General features: G+C 68.3%; 14 protein-coding genes. 8 read left to right on the plus strand and 6 right to left on the minus strand.

The window, feature by feature from the left end; translation table 11 throughout:
- The first annotated feature begins 24 nt into the window (after window positions 1-24).
- Window positions 25-2,547, plus strand: a complete 2,523-nt coding sequence (locus FNM00_RS12790; RefSeq protein ID WP_185973137.1) for a helix-turn-helix transcriptional regulator — start codon at window positions 25-27, stop codon at window positions 2,545-2,547.
- A 116-nt stretch (window positions 2,548-2,663) separates the two neighbouring features.
- Here the strand turns inward: FNM00_RS12790 and FNM00_RS12795 are convergent, their stop codons facing one another.
- Window positions 2,664-3,806, minus strand: coding sequence for an acyl-CoA dehydrogenase family protein (locus FNM00_RS12795; protein ID WP_143913938.1), 1,143 nt, complete (start codon window positions 3,804-3,806; stop codon window positions 2,664-2,666).
- 10 nt (window positions 3,807-3,816) lie between these two features.
- A complete protein-coding gene (locus FNM00_RS12800) occupies window positions 3,817-4,980 on the minus strand; it encodes a CaiB/BaiF CoA transferase family protein (protein ID WP_281281118.1) in 1,164 nt (387 codons plus the stop codon).
- A gap of 77 nt (window positions 4,981-5,057) precedes the next feature.
- On the opposite strand from FNM00_RS12800, the gene FNM00_RS12805 reads away from it, so the two are divergent.
- The 4 genes from FNM00_RS12805 to FNM00_RS12820 all read left to right on the plus strand — a co-directional run bounded on the left by FNM00_RS12805 (window position 5,058) and on the right by FNM00_RS12820 (window position 9,162).
- A complete protein-coding gene (locus FNM00_RS12805; RefSeq protein ID WP_143913940.1) occupies window positions 5,058-6,194 on the plus strand; it encodes a hypothetical protein in 1,137 nt (378 codons plus the stop codon).
- A gap of 66 nt (window positions 6,195-6,260) precedes the next feature.
- The gene (locus FNM00_RS12810) at window positions 6,261-7,088 is read left to right on the plus strand and encodes an alpha/beta fold hydrolase (protein WP_143913941.1); all 828 of its coding nucleotides are present in this window, start codon (window positions 6,261-6,263) and stop codon (window positions 7,086-7,088) included.
- Between the two features lie 269 nt (window positions 7,089-7,357).
- Window positions 7,358-8,407 carry an NAD(P)-binding domain-containing protein gene (locus FNM00_RS12815; protein ID WP_143913942.1) on the plus strand — a complete coding sequence of 350 codons (1,050 nt, stop codon included), beginning with the start codon at window positions 7,358-7,360 and terminating at the stop codon, window positions 8,405-8,407.
- Window positions 8,404-9,162, plus strand: coding sequence for an inositol monophosphatase family protein (locus FNM00_RS12820; protein WP_143913943.1), 759 nt, complete (start codon window positions 8,404-8,406; stop codon window positions 9,160-9,162). The genes FNM00_RS12815 and FNM00_RS12820 overlap by 4 nt, the downstream gene beginning before the upstream one ends.
- Window positions 9,163-9,676: 514 nt before the next feature.
- On the opposite strand, the gene FNM00_RS12825 is transcribed toward FNM00_RS12820, so the two are convergent.
- The gene (locus FNM00_RS12825) at window positions 9,677-12,664 is read right to left on the minus strand and encodes a DUF6531 domain-containing protein (RefSeq protein ID WP_143913944.1); all 2,988 of its coding nucleotides are present in this window, start codon (window positions 12,662-12,664) and stop codon (window positions 9,677-9,679) included.
- Between the two features lie 342 nt (window positions 12,665-13,006).
- Here FNM00_RS12825 and FNM00_RS12830 point away from each other — a divergent pair, with 342 nt between their 5' ends.
- Window positions 13,007-13,543 (plus strand): PadR family transcriptional regulator, encoded by a 537-nt coding sequence (locus FNM00_RS12830; protein ID WP_143913945.1) that lies wholly within the window; start codon window positions 13,007-13,009, stop codon window positions 13,541-13,543.
- Here the strand turns inward: FNM00_RS12830 and FNM00_RS12835 are convergent.
- On the minus strand, window positions 13,519-13,758 hold the full coding sequence (locus FNM00_RS12835; RefSeq protein WP_143913946.1) for an SCO4848 family membrane protein: 240 nt from the start codon (window positions 13,756-13,758) through the stop codon (window positions 13,519-13,521). The two genes, FNM00_RS12830 and FNM00_RS12835, sit on opposite strands and share 25 nt — an antisense overlap.
- A 47-nt stretch (window positions 13,759-13,805) precedes the next feature.
- Between FNM00_RS12835 and FNM00_RS12840 the strand changes: the two genes are divergently transcribed.
- On the plus strand, window positions 13,806-14,216 hold the full coding sequence (locus tag FNM00_RS12840; protein WP_143913947.1) for a nuclear transport factor 2 family protein: 411 nt from the start codon (window positions 13,806-13,808) through the stop codon (window positions 14,214-14,216).
- Window positions 14,213-16,231: an NADPH-dependent 2,4-dienoyl-CoA reductase gene (locus FNM00_RS12845; RefSeq protein WP_143913948.1), complete on the plus strand. Its 2,019-nt coding sequence runs from the start codon at window positions 14,213-14,215 to the stop codon at window positions 16,229-16,231. Before FNM00_RS12840 ends, FNM00_RS12845 begins: the two co-directional genes overlap by 4 nt.
- Before the next feature lie 9 nt (window positions 16,232-16,240).
- Here the strand turns inward: FNM00_RS12845 and FNM00_RS12850 are convergent, their stop codons facing one another.
- A complete protein-coding gene (locus FNM00_RS12850; protein ID WP_143913949.1) occupies window positions 16,241-17,785 on the minus strand; it encodes a sigma-70 family RNA polymerase sigma factor in 1,545 nt (514 codons plus the stop codon).
- 95 nt (window positions 17,786-17,880) lie between these two features.
- Window positions 17,881-19,401 carry a sigma-70 family RNA polymerase sigma factor gene (locus tag FNM00_RS12855; protein ID WP_185973138.1) on the minus strand — a complete coding sequence of 507 codons (1,521 nt, stop codon included), beginning with the start codon at window positions 19,399-19,401 and terminating at the stop codon, window positions 17,881-17,883.
- Between the last annotated feature and the right edge of the window lie 67 nt (window positions 19,402-19,468).

Here is a 19,468-nt window from a genome sequence, read left to right on the forward strand (position 1 = left end):
CCGCGCGTCTGTGAGATGATGTCGATGCGGACCATGGCGTCCGTACGGGAGCATGGGGGATACGTGATCGGTCGTCATGAGGAGAGGGTCTTCCTCCTCGGACAGTTGCATGCCGCACCCTCCGTACCGCCCCGCATCATCCTGGTCGACGGCCCGATGGGATCGGGCAAGACCGCTCTCGTGACCTCCGCACTCGCCGAGATCGAGCGTCCCGTACTGCTCGCCCGCGCCGATCGTTTCGCCGGCGCCTCCCCTCTCGCCAGCGCCCGCCCCGTCATCGAGAGCCTGCTGGACGCCGACCTGCAGCAGATGATCGAGGAGCACTCGCTCCGCGGCATCCTGCGCGAGTGCATCACCGTGCTCCGCGAACGAGACGCCATCATCACCATCGACGATGCTCAATGGCTGGACCCGATGTCGAGTCAGTTCTTCGCCGATCTGATCAGCGGCACCGCGCCGCTCACCGTTTTGCTCGCCTATCGACAGGCGATGGCTCCGGTCCGACTCATCGATACCGCGCGCTCTGCCGGAGCGAGCATCGAGCATCTCTCCGTCGGACCACTGGCCGATCCGGACATCGCGACCCTCTCCGCCGGGGTGACCACCGAGCAACAGCGGATCGTCGTCGAGACCGCGGACGGCAATCCGCTCTTCGCCCGGACGCTGCGCGCCGCCTTCCTCCGTCACCCCGACGCGACCACGCTCGATGAAGTGCTCCCGCTGGGCCGCGGCCCGCGTTCGGAGTTGCTCCGCTCGGTCGTCAGCGCGGATGTCCGGGCGCTCCCCGCCTGTGCCCGCCGCACACTCGAGGCGGTCGCGGTGCTCGGCGCCATCGATCCGGCACGCCTCGCCGCGCTCACTGGAGGCGATGTCGCGGAGGATCTCGTTCTGCTGCGCCGCCACGGGCTGATCGACGACGAGTCGAGCGAGGCCATCCATCCGGTCGTGCGCTCCAGTACCTATCAGTCCGCCGCGGAGGACGACCTCGCCGACCTGCATCGGCGCGCCGCCGCACTCGCCGGCACCACCCCGCTCGAGAGCGCCGAGCATCTCTCGCGGCTCCGTTCACATCTCACCGACGACGATCTCTCCGTCCTCCTGGACACCGCCGAGCACGCCCTCGGCACGGATCCCGCGAGCGTCGAACGCTGGCTACGCGCCTCACTGCACCTGCGCGAGCCGCGACGGGATCTGCTGCTGGCCCGTGCGCTGGCACTGAGCGGCCGAGTCGACGAGGCCGCGCCGCTCCTGGAGCCGCTGCTCGATCTCCCCGGCCACGGCGCTGAGGCGCGGGCGCTGCTCGCGCACGCGCTCCGGATGTCGGGCCAGCCGGATGAGGCGCATGAGGTCCTCTCCTCCTATGCCGGACCCCGCATCCCCGCGCTGCTGCTGGAACTCGCCGCCACCAGTTCGCTCACCGATGGTCACGACCCGGCCGATCCGCTGCTGATCGAGCTGTCGGCGGCCCACGGCGAGCCCTATGCCAGCGCGAGTGCGGCACTACGCACCATCGCGCTCCTCAACACGGGCAATATCGGCGCCGCACGTCGCGAGTTCGACGGCGTCCTGGCGGCGATGCTCGCGCGTCCGGCCGAGGAGCTGCGCGAGGTGATGGATGCCGCGGCCTGCGCCGTGTGGTGCGCGTACATGCTCGACGAGCTGCCCCAGGGCATCGAGTTCGGCGAGCGCATGCTGCGGATCGCCCGGCGATTCGGCCGGATGAGCGTGCAACCCCTGCTCTACTGCGCGCTGGCCTTCTGCCTCACCCAGGCCGGCCGCCTGGAGGATGCCGATGCCGCCGCAGACCTGGCGGTCGAGACCGCCGAGCGCTACCGCGTTCCCGATATCGTCGCGATGGCCCGCGTGGCCCAGGCGCTGTCCGCCTTCCTGCAGCAGGACATGGAACTGCTTCGAGAACGCCGCGATGCACTACAGGCGAGCCCCTTGCCGGCCGTGCGCTGGTGGCGGCGCACTGCCCAGTCCGCGCTGGCCCGGACGAGTGCGATGCTCGGCGAACCGATCCCTCACGTCCTCGTCACCGACCCTCCGGATGTCACGACGCCCTTGCGCTATGCCGATGCCGCGACGGTCGCTCTCTTCGAGGGCGATACCGAGACGGCTCGCCGCTACTACGAGGAGGGCCGACAGCTCGCCCTGGAGTACGGGGTGGCGAGCCAGTCGGCGCTCCTCGGCGTCCTGCTGTCGGGAGTCATCGCGGGCGACGGGCCGGCCTCAGCCGCTCGAGCCATCGACCTCCTGGAGGAGGCGCGCGACAGCTTCGAGCGGCTGGGCATGCCGTGCCACCTGTCCATGGCCGTCGGCAATCTGCAACGGCTGCGTGCCAGTGCCACCGGTGAGGCCCTCAACGCGTTGACGCCACGCGAGACCGAGGTGGCCGACCTGCTCGCCGATGGCAAGACCAATCAGGAGATCGCCGATGCCTTGGTGATCAGCCGGCGGACGGCCGAGGAGCACGTGGGCAATGTGCTGCGCAAGCTCGGCCTGTCCTCACGGCACGGGGTGCTCTCTGCCCTACGCGGGCGTTAGAGACGCGACGTGACCGTGTGGCTCGCCCTCCCGCTCGGGCGGTGGGATAGGCACCTGTCCACGGCTCGAAGAGGTGCGTAGCCCACCGCCCCTCGGGCGGAGAGGCGGGGCGAGAGTCAGAGCCCGAGGCCCCGGCCGACGATCTCCTTCATGATCTCGGTCGTGCCGCCGTAGATCGTCTGGATCCGTGAATCCAGGAATGCCTTCGAGATCGGGTACTCGGTCATGTAGCCGTAGCCGCCGTGCAGCTGCAGGCAGCGATCGGCGGTCTTGGTCTGCAGCTCGGTGGTCCACCACTTGCCCATCGCGGCGTCCTGGACCGTCAGCTTCTTCTCGTTGAGCAGCTCGATGGACTTGTCCACGAAGACCTGCGCGATCTGCTGCTCGGTCTCCAACTCGGCGAGGGCGAAGCGAGTGTTCTGGAACTTGCCGATCGGACGACCGAAGGCATCGCGGTTCTTGACGTAGTCGAGGGTCATGTCGATCATCTGCCGGCAGGCGGCGGCCGCGACGACGGAGATCGTCAGGCGCTCCTGAGGCAGCTTCTCCATCAGGTAGATGAAGCCCTGGCCCTCCTTGCCGAGCAGGTTCTCCTTCGGCACACGCACATTGTCGAAGAAGAGCTCGGCGGTGTCTTGAGCCTTGAGTCCGACCTTGTCGAGATTGCGGCCCCGCTCGAAGCCCTCCATGCCGCGCTCGACCACGATGAGCGAGACACCCATCGCGCCCGCGTCGGGATCGGTCTTACAGGCCACGATCACCAGATCGGCGAGGATGCCATTGGAGATGAAGGTCTTGGACCCGTTGAGCACATAGTCGTCGCCGTCGAGCTTGGCGGTGGTCTTGATGCCCTGCAGATCCGAGCCGGCGACCGGCTCGGACATCGCGATCGCGGTGATGAGCTCGCCGGTGCAGAACTTCGGCAGCCAGCGCTGCTTCTGCTCCTCGGTCGCGTAGCTGAGCAGATAGGTGGACACCAGATCCGTGTGCAGGGCGAAGCCGACGCCGCTCGCGCCGACACGGGTGAGCTCCTCCTGCACGATCGCGTTGTAACGGAAGTCGTCGACACCTCCGCCGCCGTACTCCTCGGGCATCATGAAGCCGAGGATCCCCAGTTCGCCGGCCTTGAGCCAGACCTCGCGCGGCACGATCGAGTCGGCCTCCCACTGCTCGTGGTGCGGGACGATCTCCTTCTCGCAGAAGGCGCGCACCATGGCGCGGAAGTCGTCGTGCTCAGCCTCGAAGATGGTGCGTTCCATAGATCTTCCCTCAGTTCTGGACGGCGACGCCGTCGGCGATCAGCGCATCGACATCGTCGATGCCCCACGAGGCGAGCGCCTCGCGGGTGTTCTCCCCCGGCCGCACCGGGGGCGTGGTCAAGGTGGCCGGGGTGGCCGAGAAACGAGGAGCGGGGGCGGGCTGCATGAGCCCCTCATGCTCCACATAGGTGCCGCGCGCACGGTTGTGCGGATGCTCCGGCGCCTCGGCGAGCGGCACCACCGGCGCGACACAGGCGTCGGTGGGGGCGAAGATGTCGTTCCAGTGGTCCTGGGTCTTGGTGGCGAAGACCTCCGCGAGCCGCTCACGCAGGTCGGGCCACTGGGTCACGTCGTTGCGATCGGGCAGGTCGGTGACGCCGTGCTGCGCGAGGGTGGCCTCCATCGCGGCCCAGAACTGGGGCTCGAGGCCGCCCACGCTCATCCATCGTCCGTCGGAGGTCTCGTAGACGTCGTAGAAAGGGGCGCCGGTGTCGAGCAGATTGGTGCCCCGATCATGACCCCAGCCGCCGGACTGCTGCATCGAGACGATCATCGACAGCAGATGCGCGACGCCGTCGGTGATCGCGGCGTCGACCACCTGGCCTTCGCCGGTCGAGCGCGCATGCGTGAGAGCGGCGAGGACCCCGGCGACCAGGTAGACGGCCCCGCCGCCGAAATCGCCCAGCAGATTCAACGGCACCTGCGGCGGCCCGCCCGCGCGTCCGATCGGATCGAGGCCTCCCGCGACGGAGATGTAGTTGATGTCGTGTCCGGCCTGCTGAGCGAGGGGACCGTCCTGTCCCCAGCCGGTCATCCGCCCGTACACGAGGCGAGGGTTGCGGGCGTGACAGTCGCCGGGCCCGAGCCCGAGACGCTCGGTGACGCCGGGCCGGAATCCCTCGAGCAGGATGTCGGCTCGCTCCACGAGCCGGAGCACCGTCTCGCGTCCCCGGTCGGCCTTGAGGTCGATGGCCGCGCTGGGTCGCCCACGAGCCAGGATGTCCTGCTCGGCCGGCGCGACGCTCAGCGCGCCGCCGCCGGGGCGATCGACGCGGATCACCTCCGCACCCAGGTCCGCGAGCATCATGGCGGCGAAGGGCCCCGGGCCGATGCCGACGAGCTCGACGACACGCACGCCCGCCAGGGGGCCGGAGGTGGTGGGAGTCACGGTCACGATAGTGACACTAACACTGTCACTGTTGCAACGCGGCATGCCTCGGTGGCCCGCAACGCGCGCACTAGGATCTCTCCGTGATCCGCCTGTTGCTCGCCGCCGTCGTCGGAGTAGGAGTCGGGGGTGCCGTCGCGCATGCGCTGACCCACGACCCCCGCTACATCGCCTACTGGACCGTCGCGCTGCCGGTGGGCGTCATCTGCGCCGTCCTCGTCGGCATCGGCGGCTCTTTGCGCGGCCTCGCCGGTCCGCCCCAAGAGCAACTCGATGCCGCGCGCACGGCCGGCCGGCTGACCGCGGCCCGCATCGACTCGATCACCCAGACCGGGACGCAGATCAACGACGTGCCCGTCTGCGAGATACACCTGACGGTCGATGCCCGCGACCGGGGGAGCTACCGCACCACCGTGCGACGTCTCGTGCCGATGATCGAGGCACCGCAGTTCCAGCCGGGTACCGCGCTCTCGGTCGTGCGCCTCCGCGCGGACGAGCCCGCCGTGGCGATCGTCCCCGATGGGCTCCCCCACCTGCACGAGCGCGTCGCTCGCCTACCGAAGGCGTCCGGGGTGCCGGTCTGGGCCGGGGAGACGACCTCGGGTCCGCGATCGATCATCTCGACCGGTCGCAAGGGTCGCGGCCGGCGCTGGCTCGCCTACGCCGCATTCGCCCTGGCCGGCCTCGCCGTGGTGGCTGTCCCCGCGCGCACGGAGCTCGCACTCTCAGCCGGCGCACTCGTCTCCGGCGATGATCGCGACAGTTATCTGTACTCCGAGGACCGCGTCGCCGACGCCGTCGCCGAACTTCGCGAGGTCACAGGCGACGACGCGGCGACCGAGGTGCTCTTCTACGACGACATGGTCCGTGCCACCGCGCCGAGCGAGCCCGGCGCCACGACCTACGACGACTACACGATCCGCTACGGACGAGGCAGCCACGACGACCCGTCGACGATCCAGCCCGACGACACCGCGTCATTCACCCTCGACGAGGTGTCCTGGGCGGCGATACCCTCACTCGCCCGGCGGGCCGCGCAGGAGACCGGCGTGACCGGCGAGGACCCCCACGTGCACGCCGATGTGAGCCGCGCACTGACCCCGTCGGACGACGGCTTCTCACCCGTGCGCATCTCGATCTACGTCTCCGGGGACTACGACAGCGGCGCACTCATCGCGGACGCCGACGGCACGGTCATCGAGGTTCGCCGAGCCGACTGAGTGGTGACAGCGGCCACTTTCCATGTCACACTCTCGATGTCACATTGATCGTCCGAGGGAGTACCGATGCTGTCCGAGCTCTCCTACTCGCGTACCGGCGGCGGGGAACCACTCGTCCTGATCCACGGGATCGGGCACCGCTGGCAGGCCTGGGAGCCGGTCATCGAACGCCTCTCCGAGCACTATGACGTCATCGCGATCGACCTGCCGGGCTTCGGTCAGTCGCCGCCGCTGTCGGCTGCCGGCGTGCCCACGCAGATGGAGAACGTCATCGCGGCGATCGCGGAGAACTTCGAGGCCTGGGGCATCGAACGACCGCACGTGGTCGGCAACTCACTCGGCGGCGCGATCGCGCTCTACCTCGGCGATCAGGGCTTGGCTCGCAGCGTGGTCGCCCTGAGCCCGGCCGGCTTCTTCCGCCTCGCCGGCAAGGCCCAGGCGATGGCCGCGCTCATCGTGCTGAAGCTGGCCACCTACAGCCCCGATCCGGTGCTCCGGCTCGTGTCGCGGAGCAGCTTCGGCCGTCGGCTGAGCGGCTATCTGCTCTATGCCCATCCCGACCGCTATGACATCGAGCGAACCTTCGGGGACTCCTCGGCCCTCAAACGCGGCAAGGCATTCTGGCCGACCTTCTTCCAGGCGGCGCGCTTCCGCTATCGCGGAGGTGTGCGCGTGCCCACCACGATCGCGTGGGGTACCAAGGATCGGCTCCTCAACCCGCGCCAGGCGGTCCGCGCACGCCACGAGCTGCCGACGGCGACCCATGTGCCGCTGCCTGGTGCCGGGCACGTCCCGATGGGCGACTGCCCCGAGGAGATCGCCCGCATCATCGAGGAGACCACCGCTCGCGGCGACGAGGCCGCCGGCAGCGTGCCCTTCTCGCACTCGGCCTGAAAGGCCGCCCCAGACCGGTCGGTCGTCGCCCGTCGTGGAGGGAGCGGCGGGCGACGGCCGGCCTTTTGTCGGTGCGCGTTCGCCTGGTGGCGACGCAGGATGTGCTTTCGCGGTTGCTCCGGCAACCGCATCGACACATCCTCGGTGGACCCGCGCACGGACGATGTGACTCCAGGGTCGCTATAGCAGCCGCCTCATCACATCCTCCGTCAACGACGAGCGAAGACCGACGAGGGAAGTCCTCGGGCCCGTGGGGTGTTGATCTCGGTGTGGAGACGTACGAGTCGATCGTGATCGGTGCCGGTCAGGCGGGGTTGTCGACGTCGTACCATCTGCGGCGGCGAGGCGTGGAGCACCTCGTCCTCGACGCGAACGCCGAGCCCGGCGGGGCATGGCAGCATCGCTGGCCCGCGCTCACCATGAGTGACGTGCATGGCATCGCCGATCTTCCCGGTATGCGGCGCCTCCCCGATGACGGTGACGATCAGGCCCGCGATGCCGTGCCCCGCTATTTCGCCGAATACGAGCGCCGGTTCGAGCTCCCCGTCCTGCGTCCCGTCGATGTGGACGCCGTGACCGAGGAGGACGGCCTGCTCGTCGTCCACGCCGGCGACCGGCGATGGCGCACCCGGACCATCGCCAATGCCACCGGCACCTGGACCCATCCGTTCGTCCCCTACTACCCCGGCATCGAGACCTTCAGCGGGCGCCAACTGCACACGGTCGACTTCACCCGTCCGGAGGACTTCGCCGGGCAACGCGTGCTCGTCGTCGGCGGCGGGCAGTCCGCTGTGCAGTTCCTCGGGCTGCTGCGGCCGGTCACCGACACCCTGTGGGTCACCCGCCGCGAGCCGCGATGGCGGACCGAGCCCTTCACCGTGGAGGCCGGGCGGGCGGCCGTCGCGCTCGTCGAGGAACGGGTCCGCGCGGGCCTGCCACCGGACAGCGTCGCCGGAGTCACCGGTCTGATGCTGCGGTCGCAGGAGGAGGAAGCGCAACGTCTCGGGGCGTTCGAGCGGCACCCGATGTTCAGCCGGATCGAGCCCGACGGCGTGCGCTGGGACGGCGGATCCTTCGAGCCGGTCGATGTCATCTTGTGGGCCACCGGATTCCGGCACGCACTCGACCACCTGGCTCCCTTACGGCTGAAGGGCCCCGAAGGCGGTATCCGCATCGACGGATCGTCCACCACTCCCACGAATGTGGCCGACGATCCCCGGATCCAGTTGGTCGGCTACGGGCCGAGTGCCAGCACGATCGGCGCGAACCGGGCCGGTCGCGTGGCAGCGCGTGGCGTGCTGCGTAGTCTCGGCAGATGACCCTCGACCACTATGCCGTCCTGGCCACCGCCCTGGACCTCGCGCGCGGCGGCGGGGAGCTGGCCCGCCGGTTCGCGGCCGAAGGCGTCGAGGTGGAGGCGAAGGACGGGATCGATCTGGTCACCCGCACCGACCGTGATGTCGAGCGCCGGATGGTGCACCATCTGCTCGCGCGGTATCCGGACCACGCGATCCTGGGCGAGGAGTCGGGCCATCACGGACCAGAGAACGCGCGAGTTCAGTGGCTCCTCGACCCGCTCGACGGCACGCACAACTATGCGATGGGGCTCGATGTCTACGGCGTGTGCCTGACCGTGCTGCTGGATGGTCGAGCCGAGGTGGCCGTGGTCCATGACTCGCCGTCCGGTCGCTCCACCAGCGCCATCCGCGGGCGGGGAGCCTGGCAGGAGGGACGCCGACTCGCGGTGCGCGATGCCGGACCGCTGGCCCATGCCACCGTGTCATGGATCCAGGGCTACGGGATCGACCTCGACGATCCGGCCCGGCGTGCCGCCTTCGACCCTGTGGAACGATCGGTGAAGCGGGTGCTGCGCACCTGGGCCCCCTCACGCGACTGGGCGCTGCTCGCCGAGGGCGGCACCGATGCCGTCGTCGCCTTCCGCAATGAGCCATGGGACCTGGAGGGTGGCGCGCTCATCGCCTGCGAGGCCGGGGCCGCCGAGCTGCGCACCGACGATCTCGTCATCGTCGGCATACCGGCGATCGTCGCTGAGCTGGGTGCGCTGCTCGGCTGACCTGGGAACCGGCAAGTCACTCGCCGCCTCGGGTCCGCCGGGTGCGGCGAGCGGTGAGCAGTCTGCGAATCTGGGCACCGATTGCCACCACGACCACGCTCGAGGTTGCTGCCCACAAAGACCACTGCCAGGAACCAACGGGGAACTGGAAAAGACGCCAAATTGCGATAACGAGGCAAGCGATAAAGAAGGGCAATGACCACCGCGCGGTTTCCTTCACGAACAAGCCGCCTTCGTTGGGGCAAGGGGGTCGAACGTCCCAGTAGCGACCTCGGCGCCGACTACTGCAGAACCGACCACTCGACCAGCGTTGGAAGCCAACGAGGCGGAACCACCGTAAATAAGGCCCCCCAAGGTTGACCAGACCAACGCCGGTGCAGAAGAGCTGACCGCCGACGCTTACGTCGACAGGGCCACCACCCCATGTCTGGCAGCCCGGTGGCACCCAGTATCCCGTGGCGGCGTTGCAGAGGTCTGTAGACAGGCCCGTCGGGTCAGCATAGTTGATGGGGTTTCACGCGGCGTAGAGATAGGGGCTGTCCTCCTGGCCGGCAGGGTCCATCTGGGTGAAGATGCCGTGGCTCGGGTCGTAGAAACGGGCACCGAACTTCACCATGTCCGCGGGTGCGGTCTCGCCTCCGGCGTAGCCGACCGGGATCAAGTCACCAGTGCGAGAGCGCTCCTTGCCCCACGTGTCGTAGGCGACGGTTCCGGTGACCTCGCCGGAGTTGAAGACGGCGACCACACTGCCGAGATGATCGGTGACGGCATAGCCACCGCCGGCATCATTCCAGGAACCGATGAGCTCGCCGTCAGGAGTGCGTAGGAAAGTCCGACGAGACTGATCACGATCGATCAGATCAGAGTCCGTCTCGGTATACGCCAGGCCAAGTGGGCCGCGGATCTCGTATTCGGTGCCGAAGTCGACGTCCGTGGTGTGCCGGGCGGCGTTGGTGCTTCCAAGGTAGGACATGGTCTGTTCAGTGTTGCCCAGATTCCACTCGGTTGCCTGGTCAAAAGCGTTATAACCGGCCGAGTAACGATTCTGCTGCTCGGTGATATTGCCGTTCTCGTCATAGCCGATGGTGTCGGCCCAGCCGTCGATCGAGGTGATCTGATTCGACGCATTGAACTCATAGTCGACCCCCTCGGCACGGGTGCGGTTGCCATTGTCATCGAAGTCGTACAACCAGTCCTGGATGCCGCCCGGACCGTCCTCAGTGACCGAGACGAGACGGTTGAGCGAATCGTACTCGTAGGTTTGCTGAGTCCCCGCTTCCATCTCGAGGCCGGCGTGATCGGTGCGCGACTGGATCAGGATCTGATCCTCATCCTCGGCGTTGGTGAAGGAGTACTCGTAGTCGACGACCTCATCACCATCGGCACCCAGGGCGGTGATACGGGTCAGACGACCCGAGTCGTCGTACTCGTGATAGATCACGGTCTCGCCAGGCAACTCGCGGGTGGTTTCCAGACCGTTGCGATCGTACGAGAAGATCACGGGATCGTCGGTACCACCGTTGATCACGCTCAACTGGTTCGCGGCATCATAGGCGTAGGTGACCTCGGCACTCTTGTCCGAATAAGAGGTCATGTTCCCACGACTGTCGTAACCCATCTCGATCGTGTCGAGAACAGTCCAACTATCGGTGATCTTCTCGGTCAACTGGTTGTCCCGCGCGTCCCACGTGCGGTCGACCCGCAGCTGACGACCGCTTGCCGGGGTGTAGGTCACCTCGGCAGTGATGTTGCCGTCCGCGTCGTAGTCGCGAGCAGCCTGCACGTCGGGAGCGGTCTCAAAGCTCAGTCGGTCGAGGCGATCGTAACCGTAGTTGGTCGTCTGCCCACGTCCATCGGTGGTCGAGGTGACGCGGCCGACCGAGTCGTACGCGTAGGTGGTGGCAGCGAGAGGTCCGGGCGGGTCGATGCTGGTGATATTGCCGTCGCCGTCGTAGGTGTAGGTGGTGACGCCGTCATTGCCGTCCGTGGCGGTGCAGATCTGGCCCTTCTTCGCGCCGCAATCAATGTCGTCGGTGTCCTGGCGCGTGTAGGACAGTTCGCGTGTGCCGCCATCGCTGGTGTCGGAGGTGCTCATCAGGTTGCCGGTGCCGTCGTACTCGAAGGTGCTCTGATTGCCGGCGGGATCGCTCGCACATTTGACCAGATACTGGTGGTCCTGTGTCGCACTGCCGCACTCCTCATCCGAGGTGTAGGACGCGCGTGCCGCTGCACCGGTCGGCATCGACACCTGGGTGGGATTGTTGGCATCGTCATAGGAGTACGAGGTCACATTGCCCTCACCGCCGTCGCCGCCCATCGCGTCGGTGGAGGAGGAAACCTGCGAGTTCGGGGTCCATTCCTGCGAACGCTTGCGCCCCAGTGGGTCGGTCACGGACTCCACACGCCCCTCGTCATCGAGCGCGACCTGGGTGTCGTTATCGGCAGCGTCGGTGATCGTCGTGTCGTCGGCGGCGTAGGCGAACGAGGTGGTCGCCTCACCAGCATGATCGACCGATGTCACGCGCCCGGTGCTGTCATAGCCGATCGCGGTCTCATGCCCCTCACCGGACGTGACCGATGTCAGCCGGCCATCGGCGTAGCCGTAGCTGCGAGTCGTGCCGTCAGGGCCAGTAACCTCAGTGAGACGATGCGCATCGTCGTAGGTGTACTCGGTCACCCGATTCGCCGGGTCGGTGATGGAGGCGAGCTTGCCGGCGTCATGGTCGAAGGTCGTCACCCGTCCGGCCGCGTCGGTGACCGAGGCGATGGTGTTGTCGCTGTTGTACGCATACGTCAGCGCGTTGCCGTTGCGGTCCTCGTTGCGCAGCAGGTACCCGCCAGCGGTGAACACCAGGCGTTCGCCAGTGCGGCGGTACTCCACCACCCACTGGCCGTTGTCCTGCTCGGAGAGGTCAGCCTGCAGACCGGCCGGAGGTGCCCACCCGTCGCCATCCTCGGAGAACCGAGCGCGAAAGCCCGACGGCGCGCGGAAGACGATGCTGCTCGGCCCGACCTCCAGACCCACATCGGTCGCCGACGACATCGCCCACCTGGGACCATGCGCACCGGGACGCTCCGACAGACCGTTGTAGAACCGTTCCAACGACAGCCCGATCTCGGGGCCGTTGATCGTCACGTCGGTGGCGCGAACGACCAGATTACCGTTACCGAGATTCACCGCGATGCTCTGGCGGTCATCGATCGCGAACTCCTCGAATCCGTAGTGCTCCTGCACTCCCAGACCTGGCGCCGCCACCGCATCATCGATCGCCGCGGCCTGACGACGCTGCTGAGACGACTCTCCGTCATCGGCGGGAACGTACGACCACGCCGCATCGGGCTCACCGCCCACAGGGGTTCGGTTCACCTCAGCCGGCGCCTCCCACACCTCGGGCTCGATATCAGCCAAGGGCTCGCCCATTGCCGTCGGGCTCACCGCCAGCACAGAACCGGCGATCCCCACGCGCAGAGCGATCCCCGCTCCGAGTACCCGAACACGCATATGTCATTCCCCGATCCACCGACCCCCGAGGCCGGATGTTGTGGTCGATGTGGCGTTCGGGCCACCCGATCACAGATCAGCGCGCCGCGGTAGCAAAACGGAGAAATTGTTTCAAAACTCGGATGGACAACCGAGATTGCCGGCTTTTCGGGTCACGCCCTTGCGCGGCACCCGTGCAGCCGTTACACGCCCGCGCGCGACGGCGAGCACAGCCGGGCGACGGAGGATGTGACTCGGTGGCTGCACTGGCAACCACAGATGCACATCTTTCGTCCGCCCCAAGGTGAGGTGCGAGAGTGGAAGCGCTTGCCATGCAACTAGTTGCATGGTTAAGGTGCTCGCATGGCCCTCGAACACGCGATCCTGGTGTCGCTTCGCGAACAGTCGGCGACCGGCTACGACCTCGCGCGGCGCTTCGACGCCTCGATCGGCTACTTCTGGCGCGCGAGCCACCAGCAGATCTACCGGACGCTGACGCGGATGGCCGCCGACGGCTGGGTCGAGGGCGCCACTGAACACCGTGACGGCGCCACCGATCGCACCACCTACGCCATCACGACCGCGGGACGGGCCGAGCTCGAACGCTTCTCGGCCACACCGTCACCACGCGAACCCCTGCGCAGCGACTTCGCCGTCAAGCTGCGCGGACTCCTCGACACCGAGGCCGCCATCGCCGACGCGCAGGCTCGTCGCGCCGACCACCAGGCCCGCCTCGACACCTACGAGGCCAGCGCCAAGCGGTACTACCCCGACCCGTCCGCGCTCAGCGAGGACGACCGCGGACCCTACCTGGCGCTACGCGGCGGCATCCTGCTCGAACAGGCCGGGATCGCGTGGTGCGATGAGATCCTGGGTCAGCTCGACCGGAGCGAGCGATGAGCCCTGATACCGATCACCAGCACGATCACACCGAAGGTCATCGCCGTCGCGATCAGCACCGCATGCACCCAGAAGAATCCGGTCGGCGCACTACTCCACGTCTCGCCCGTCCACGCCCGATCGTCGGCCACGATCGCCTTCGCGAAACGCGGCCAGATCACGATATTGAACACGCCGGCCGCCACCAGCAGCCAGGCACTCGCTCTTCCGATCACCTCCCCAGTGTGACAACGCACCACCACCGCCTCGAAAGGACCGCACCATGAAGGCATTCCGTGAACTCGTCGAAGCCCAGATCGCGACCGGCGAGATGAGCGGCGTCGAGGAGCTGCTCGCCGACGATGTCGTCTTCCGCAGCCCCGTCGCCTTCAAGCCCTACCCCGGCAAGGCGATCACGGCAGCCATCCTGCAGGGCGTCAGCCGGGTCTTCTCCGACTTCCGCTACGTCAACGAGATCGAGGACGGCCGGCACAGCGCCCTCGTCTTCGAGACGAAGGTCGGCGACACCTCGGTCCACGGCTGTGACTTCATCACGACGAACGACGACGGTCTCATCACCGAGTTCACCGTGATGGTGCGTCCGCTCTCCGCCGCCAACGCCCTTGCCGAGGCCATGGGTGCGCAGTTCGACCGCATCCAGGCCGAGGCCGTCGCGATGGAGGAGACCCGATGACCCGCTACCCGCACCTGCTCGAGCCCCTCGACCTCGGACACACCACCCTGCGCAATCGCGTCGTGATGGGGTCGATGCACACCGGACTGGAGGACCGCGCCAAGCACCTGCCCGAGCTGGCCGCCTTCTTCGCCGCACGCGCCGAGGGCGGCGTCGCGCTGTCGATCACCGGCGGTTTCGCGCCCAACCGGCGCGGCTGGCTGCTGCCCTTCGGCTCGGAGATGGTCAGCCGTCGCCACGCCGACCGGCACCGCGTCGTCACCGATGCCGTGCACGAGCACGACGGCAAGATCGCGTTGCAGATCCTGCACGCCGGACGTTACGGCTACTCGCCGATCAAGAAGGGCGTCTCGTCGATCAAGAGCCCGATCACCCCCTTCAAGGTCTCGCCCATGAGCACGCGCGAGGTCGACCGCACCGTGACGGACTTCGCCCGGTCGGCCCAGCTGGCGCAGCGCGCCGGCTACGACGGCGTCGAGATCATGGGCTCCGAGGGTTACCTCATCAACCAGTTCCTCGCCGCGCGCACCAATGACCGCACCGACGCCTGGGGCGGCAACGCGGCGGCACGCATGCGCTTCCCGATCGAGGTGGTGCGCCGCACCCGCGAGTTGGTCGGTGACGACTTCATCGTGCAGTACCGGATCAGCCTGCTCGATCTGGTCGACGACGCCCAGTCCTGGGAGGAGACCCTCGAGCTCGCGCTGGCCCTCCAGGACGCGGGAGTCAGCCTCCTCAACACCGGTATCGGCTGGCACGAGGCCCGCATCCCGACCATCGTCACGTCCGTGCCGCGGGCGGCCTTCGCCTGGGTGACCGGCAAGCTCACCGCCGCTGTCGATGTCCCGGTGATCGCCTCCAACCGCATCAACGACCCCTCCGTCGCCGAGGAGATCATCGCCTCCGGACAGGCCGATCTGGTCTCGATGGCCCGGCCGCTGCTCGCCGATCCGGACTTCGTCGTCAAGGCCGCGGCGGACCGCGCCGACGAGATCAACACCTGCATCGCCTGCAACCAGGCCTGTCTCGACCACACCTTCTCCAACAGGCGCGCGAGCTGCCTGGTCAACCCGCGCGCCTGCCACGAGACCACCCTCGTCCTCACTCCCACCCGCACCGTCAAGCGGGTCGCGGTGGTCGGCGCGGGACCGGCGGGCCTCGCTGCGGCGACCGAGCTGGCGGGCCGGGGTCACGAGGTAGAACTCTTCGAGGCCGAGGACGCGATCGGCGGGCAGTTCCGCATCGCGATGGCAATCCCCGGCAAGGAGGAGTTCGCCGAGACACTGCGCTACTACACGGTCAAGCTGGAGAAGACCGGTGTGAAGGTCCATCTGAACCGCCGCGCCACGGTCACCGATCTCGCCGACTTCGACGAGGTCGTCATCGCGACCGGTGTCGAGCCGCGCATCCCCGACCTGCCGGGGGTCGACCACGCCAAGGTTCTGACCTATCAGCAGGTGGTCCGCGAGGGCGCCCCCGTCGGCGAGCGGGTCGCGGTGATGGGCGCCGGTGGCATCGGCTTCGATGTCTGCGAGTTCCTGCTCCACGACCCTGCCGAGAGTCTCGACCACTGGAACGAGCGATGGGGCGTCGTCGACCCCGAAGTCGAGCGCGGCGGTCTCGGCACCAAGACCCTCGCACCGCCCCGTCGCCAGGTCACCCTGCTACAACGCAAGACCACGTCGCTCGGCAAGGGCCTCGGCAAGACGACCGGCTGGGTGCACCGCACGACCCTGCGCGACTCGGGTGTGGAGATGGTGCGCGGGGCGAGCTATGACCGTATCGACGACGACGGCCTGCACATCACCGTCGGCGACGACGACGCCCGACAGCAGCGGGTGCTCGATGTCGACACGATCGTGCTGTGCACGGGACAGGAGTCCGTGCGCGAGCTGGTCGATCCCCTGGAGGCGGCCGGCGCGACGGTGCATGTCATCGGGGGAGCCGACGTGGCGGCCGAACTCGACGCCAAGCGGGCCATCAAGCAGGCGACCGAACTGGCCGCGCGGATCTGAGCCGGGAGGTCAGGCGGTGTCCGCCTCGGCGGGCGGAGGCTCCGGGGCGCACTCGACGGGCGGGTTGCCGAGCACCGCTCCGATGAGGAGATCACGCCCGACCTCGACGGATTCGCGCACTACCGTGCGTGACCCGTCCGCCTCGATCCGATACCCGGTCCGGTGCCGGACGGTGATCGTCTCCTCCACCACGGCACGCATCGTGCGTTCGCGCAACGAGCCGTCGCACATCACCTCCCAGCGATCCTCCTCATCCATCACCAGATCGATCACATGCCGGTTGACGGTGATCTCGTCGTACTCCCGTTCCCACACGACCTGACCTGGCCGAGCTGTCTGCGGCCCGCCCGCCACCTCGCGATCATCGGTCCGCGTCGTCTCCGTCTCACGCCGGACATCGCGAGCCCGGTAGACGTCCTCGGTCCCGCCGGTGAATCGATCGCCCACCTGGGGCGGCGTATCGGTCCAGTCCGGCAGCTCGGCCGGACCCGAGGGCGCAGAAGGATCGGGGTCCGGAGTCTCGGGCGTCGGCGGTGCCACGGAAGCGGCAGTGCCGTCCATCTCCGCGGCTGCGGTCGAGGGGTCGGGATCCCTGATCTCCGCCACCTGCGGCAACGGCTCACCGAGCTGCCCGTCCATGGCCGGCGGTGTCTCAGCGCGGGCCTCGGGCAGGGCAGCAGGCCCCGCGCCGAGCACTCCACCGGCGATCACACCCGCGGTCACGACGCCGATCAGTGGCAGCGTCACCAGTCCGGCGAAGCTCGCGGCCACGCCGCCGGAGGCCGCGAGTCCCAGCCCGCCGAGGCCCACACCGGCCGCGGGCATCAGCCAGGAGTCGAGCTGCTGATCGAGACGGACCAGTTCGGCTCGAACCTCCCGGCAGGCCGGGCACTCCCGCAGATGGCGCCTCACCCGCTCGCTCTGACGACGGCTGCTCGTCCCACGCACGTCCTCAGGCAGCAGACCCAGCGCCACGCGGCACCCAGGCGCAGCATCATCGATGGGACGGAGGCACTCAGTCAGGTAGGCCGTTCGCAGACCTCGTCGCGCGCGGTAGGCCACAGCGGAGACGCGGGCGGCGGAAACACCCTCCGTCCGCGCGACCTCACCGACCGCGCGCCCTTCGACCTCGATCTGCCACAGGACACGCCGCCACCGTGACGGCAGCGAACGGTAGGCACGGGTCACGGTGGTCGACTCGAACCACGGCCCGGCATGATCGGGGACCGGCGCGAGACGTTCGGCCAGTTCTTCCTCGCCGCGGGTACGGGCGGCCTGCCGGTGACGGTCGATCGCCTTGTTCACGACGACCCGACGCACATAGGCGCGCACGTCGGTCGTCGGCCCCTTTCCGTCGCGCAACTGCAAGTAGATCGCAAAGAAGGCCTCGGCGACGATGTCGTCCTCGTCGCCGAGAGCATGCTCGCGAGCCACCTGCTCGGCGAATCCCCGGTAGCGCTCGAAGAGCACGCGGAACGCCTCGGCATCGCCGGCGCGCACCGCCTCGGCGAGCGCGTCATCGTCCCACGACATCCCCGTCGTGTCCCCTCCCACGGATCCAGCGTGCCATGGCCGAGATTGCCCGTCACTGGCTCACTCTGACGATCAACGCCCCATCCTGACCGACCACGGCCGCTGCCGATGGTATCTCAGGCGACTCCCTCGGAGGCCTCCTCAGGATCCGTCACAGCACACTCCACGACCGGATTGCCGGGCAGCATCCTCACCCCGGACCACCGATCGATCTCCTCGGACTCGCTCACCGGGGTGCGGGTTCCATCGACCTCGATCCGATACCCCTCGCGGTGTCGGATCGTGATGAACTCCTCCAGATACCCGACGGCCTGCCGTTCGCGAACCGAACCATCGCAGACATCCTCCCACCGCTCGACCTCGTCCTCTACCACCAGAACGACCATGGTGCGCTCGACGGTCACCTCGTCGTATTCGCGCTCCCACACCGTGGAACCGCCGGGTGCGTCGGCCTGCGGCGCAAGCTCCCGCTCCTCGCCTCGCTCGGTCTCAGTGGTGTGCTCGACACGCTCCACCACCATGACGTCCCGGCCTCCGATCAGGACCCGATCGCCCACGCTCGGCGGACGCTCAGTCCAATCGGGCTCATCCAACCGCTCCGTCTCATCGACCGGTACCGCCTCGGCATCGGGACTCGGGGCCGGTGCGGGCACCCTCTGCTCGGGAGCAGAGCCGTCCGGCCCCGCCACGGCGGGTCGCCGGGACTCGCTGAGAGCCGCCGGGGGCGTGTCGTGATTCGTCCCGCGGGAGACGTCCGGGCTCCGCTCGGCGCTGCCGGCGAGGAGTCCTCCCGCGACGATCACCGCCGTCACGGCACCGACCAAGGGGAGCGTCACGAACCCCACGAACCCCGCCGACACACCACCGGCCACCGCCAGACCCACACCACCGGCACCCGCCCCCGCGGCTGCCGGGAACAGCCAGCCATCCAGCTGCTGATCGAGACGGACGAGCTCGGCACGGGCCTCCTGACACTGCCCGCACTCGCGCAGGTGACGCTCGATCCGCTCACGCTGTCGCCGGGTGGCGACTCCACGCACGTCATCGGGCAGCAGCCGCCGCACGTCCCGGCATCCGGGCTCCTGGGTCACTCCCAGGCACTCGGTCAGATAAGCCACCCGCAGCCCCCGCCGAGCGCGGTAAGCCACGGCCGAGAGGCGCGCCGCCGACACACCCTCGACGTGGGCGACCTCGCCCACCGCGCGACCTTCGACCTCGACCTGCCACAGCACGCGCCGCCACCGGTCGGGCAACGATCGGTAAGCCCGCGCGATCGTCCTCGACTCGAACCAGGGATCAGCGGGGTCCGGCTCGGGATCACGGCGGTCGTCGACATCGTCATCGGCCGACACCCGGCCGGCCCGGCGATGCCGGTCGATCGACTCGTTCACCACCACCCGTCGCAGGTACGCACCGACGTCATCGGTGGGGCCGCCACCCGCCCGCAGCCGCACGTACACGGCGAGGAAGGCCTCGGCGACGACATCGCCCACGTCCGCGGCAGGCACGAGGGATCGCGCCACCTGCTCGGCACGAGGACGATGTCGTGCGTACAGCGTGCTGAACGCCTCCCCATCGCCGGCACGTACCGCATCGGTCAGCGCGCCGTCCTCAGGCGACTCAACCTCTCCGGTCACCGCACCAGAATCACATACAGGTGCTAGACGCGGCGAAGGGGCGGTGACCGGTCTCCCGGCACCGCCC

The sequence above is a fragment of the Aeromicrobium piscarium genome, assembly GCF_007421815.1.
GTDB lineage: Bacteria > Actinomycetota > Actinomycetes > Propionibacteriales > Nocardioidaceae > Aeromicrobium > Aeromicrobium piscarium.

Coding starts and splice junctions, on each gene's coding strand:
- FNM00_RS12790 (WP_185973137.1), top strand. CDS start 25: ATGCGGACCATGGCGTCCGTACGGGAGCATGGGGGATACGTGATCGGT.
- FNM00_RS12795 (WP_143913938.1), bottom strand. CDS start 3,806: ATGGAACGCACCATCTTCGAGGCTGAGCACGACGACTTCCGCGCCATG.
- FNM00_RS12810 (WP_143913941.1), top strand. CDS start 6,261: ATGCTGTCCGAGCTCTCCTACTCGCGTACCGGCGGCGGGGAACCACTC.
- FNM00_RS12820 (WP_143913943.1), top strand. CDS start 8,404: ATGACCCTCGACCACTATGCCGTCCTGGCCACCGCCCTGGACCTCGCG.
- FNM00_RS12825 (WP_143913944.1), bottom strand. CDS start 12,664: ATGCGTGTTCGGGTACTCGGAGCGGGGATCGCTCTGCGCGTGGGGATC.
- FNM00_RS12830 (WP_143913945.1), top strand. CDS start 13,007: ATGGCCCTCGAACACGCGATCCTGGTGTCGCTTCGCGAACAGTCGGCG.
- FNM00_RS12840 (WP_143913947.1), top strand. CDS start 13,806: ATGAAGGCATTCCGTGAACTCGTCGAAGCCCAGATCGCGACCGGCGAG.
- FNM00_RS12845 (WP_143913948.1), top strand. CDS start 14,213: ATGACCCGCTACCCGCACCTGCTCGAGCCCCTCGACCTCGGACACACC.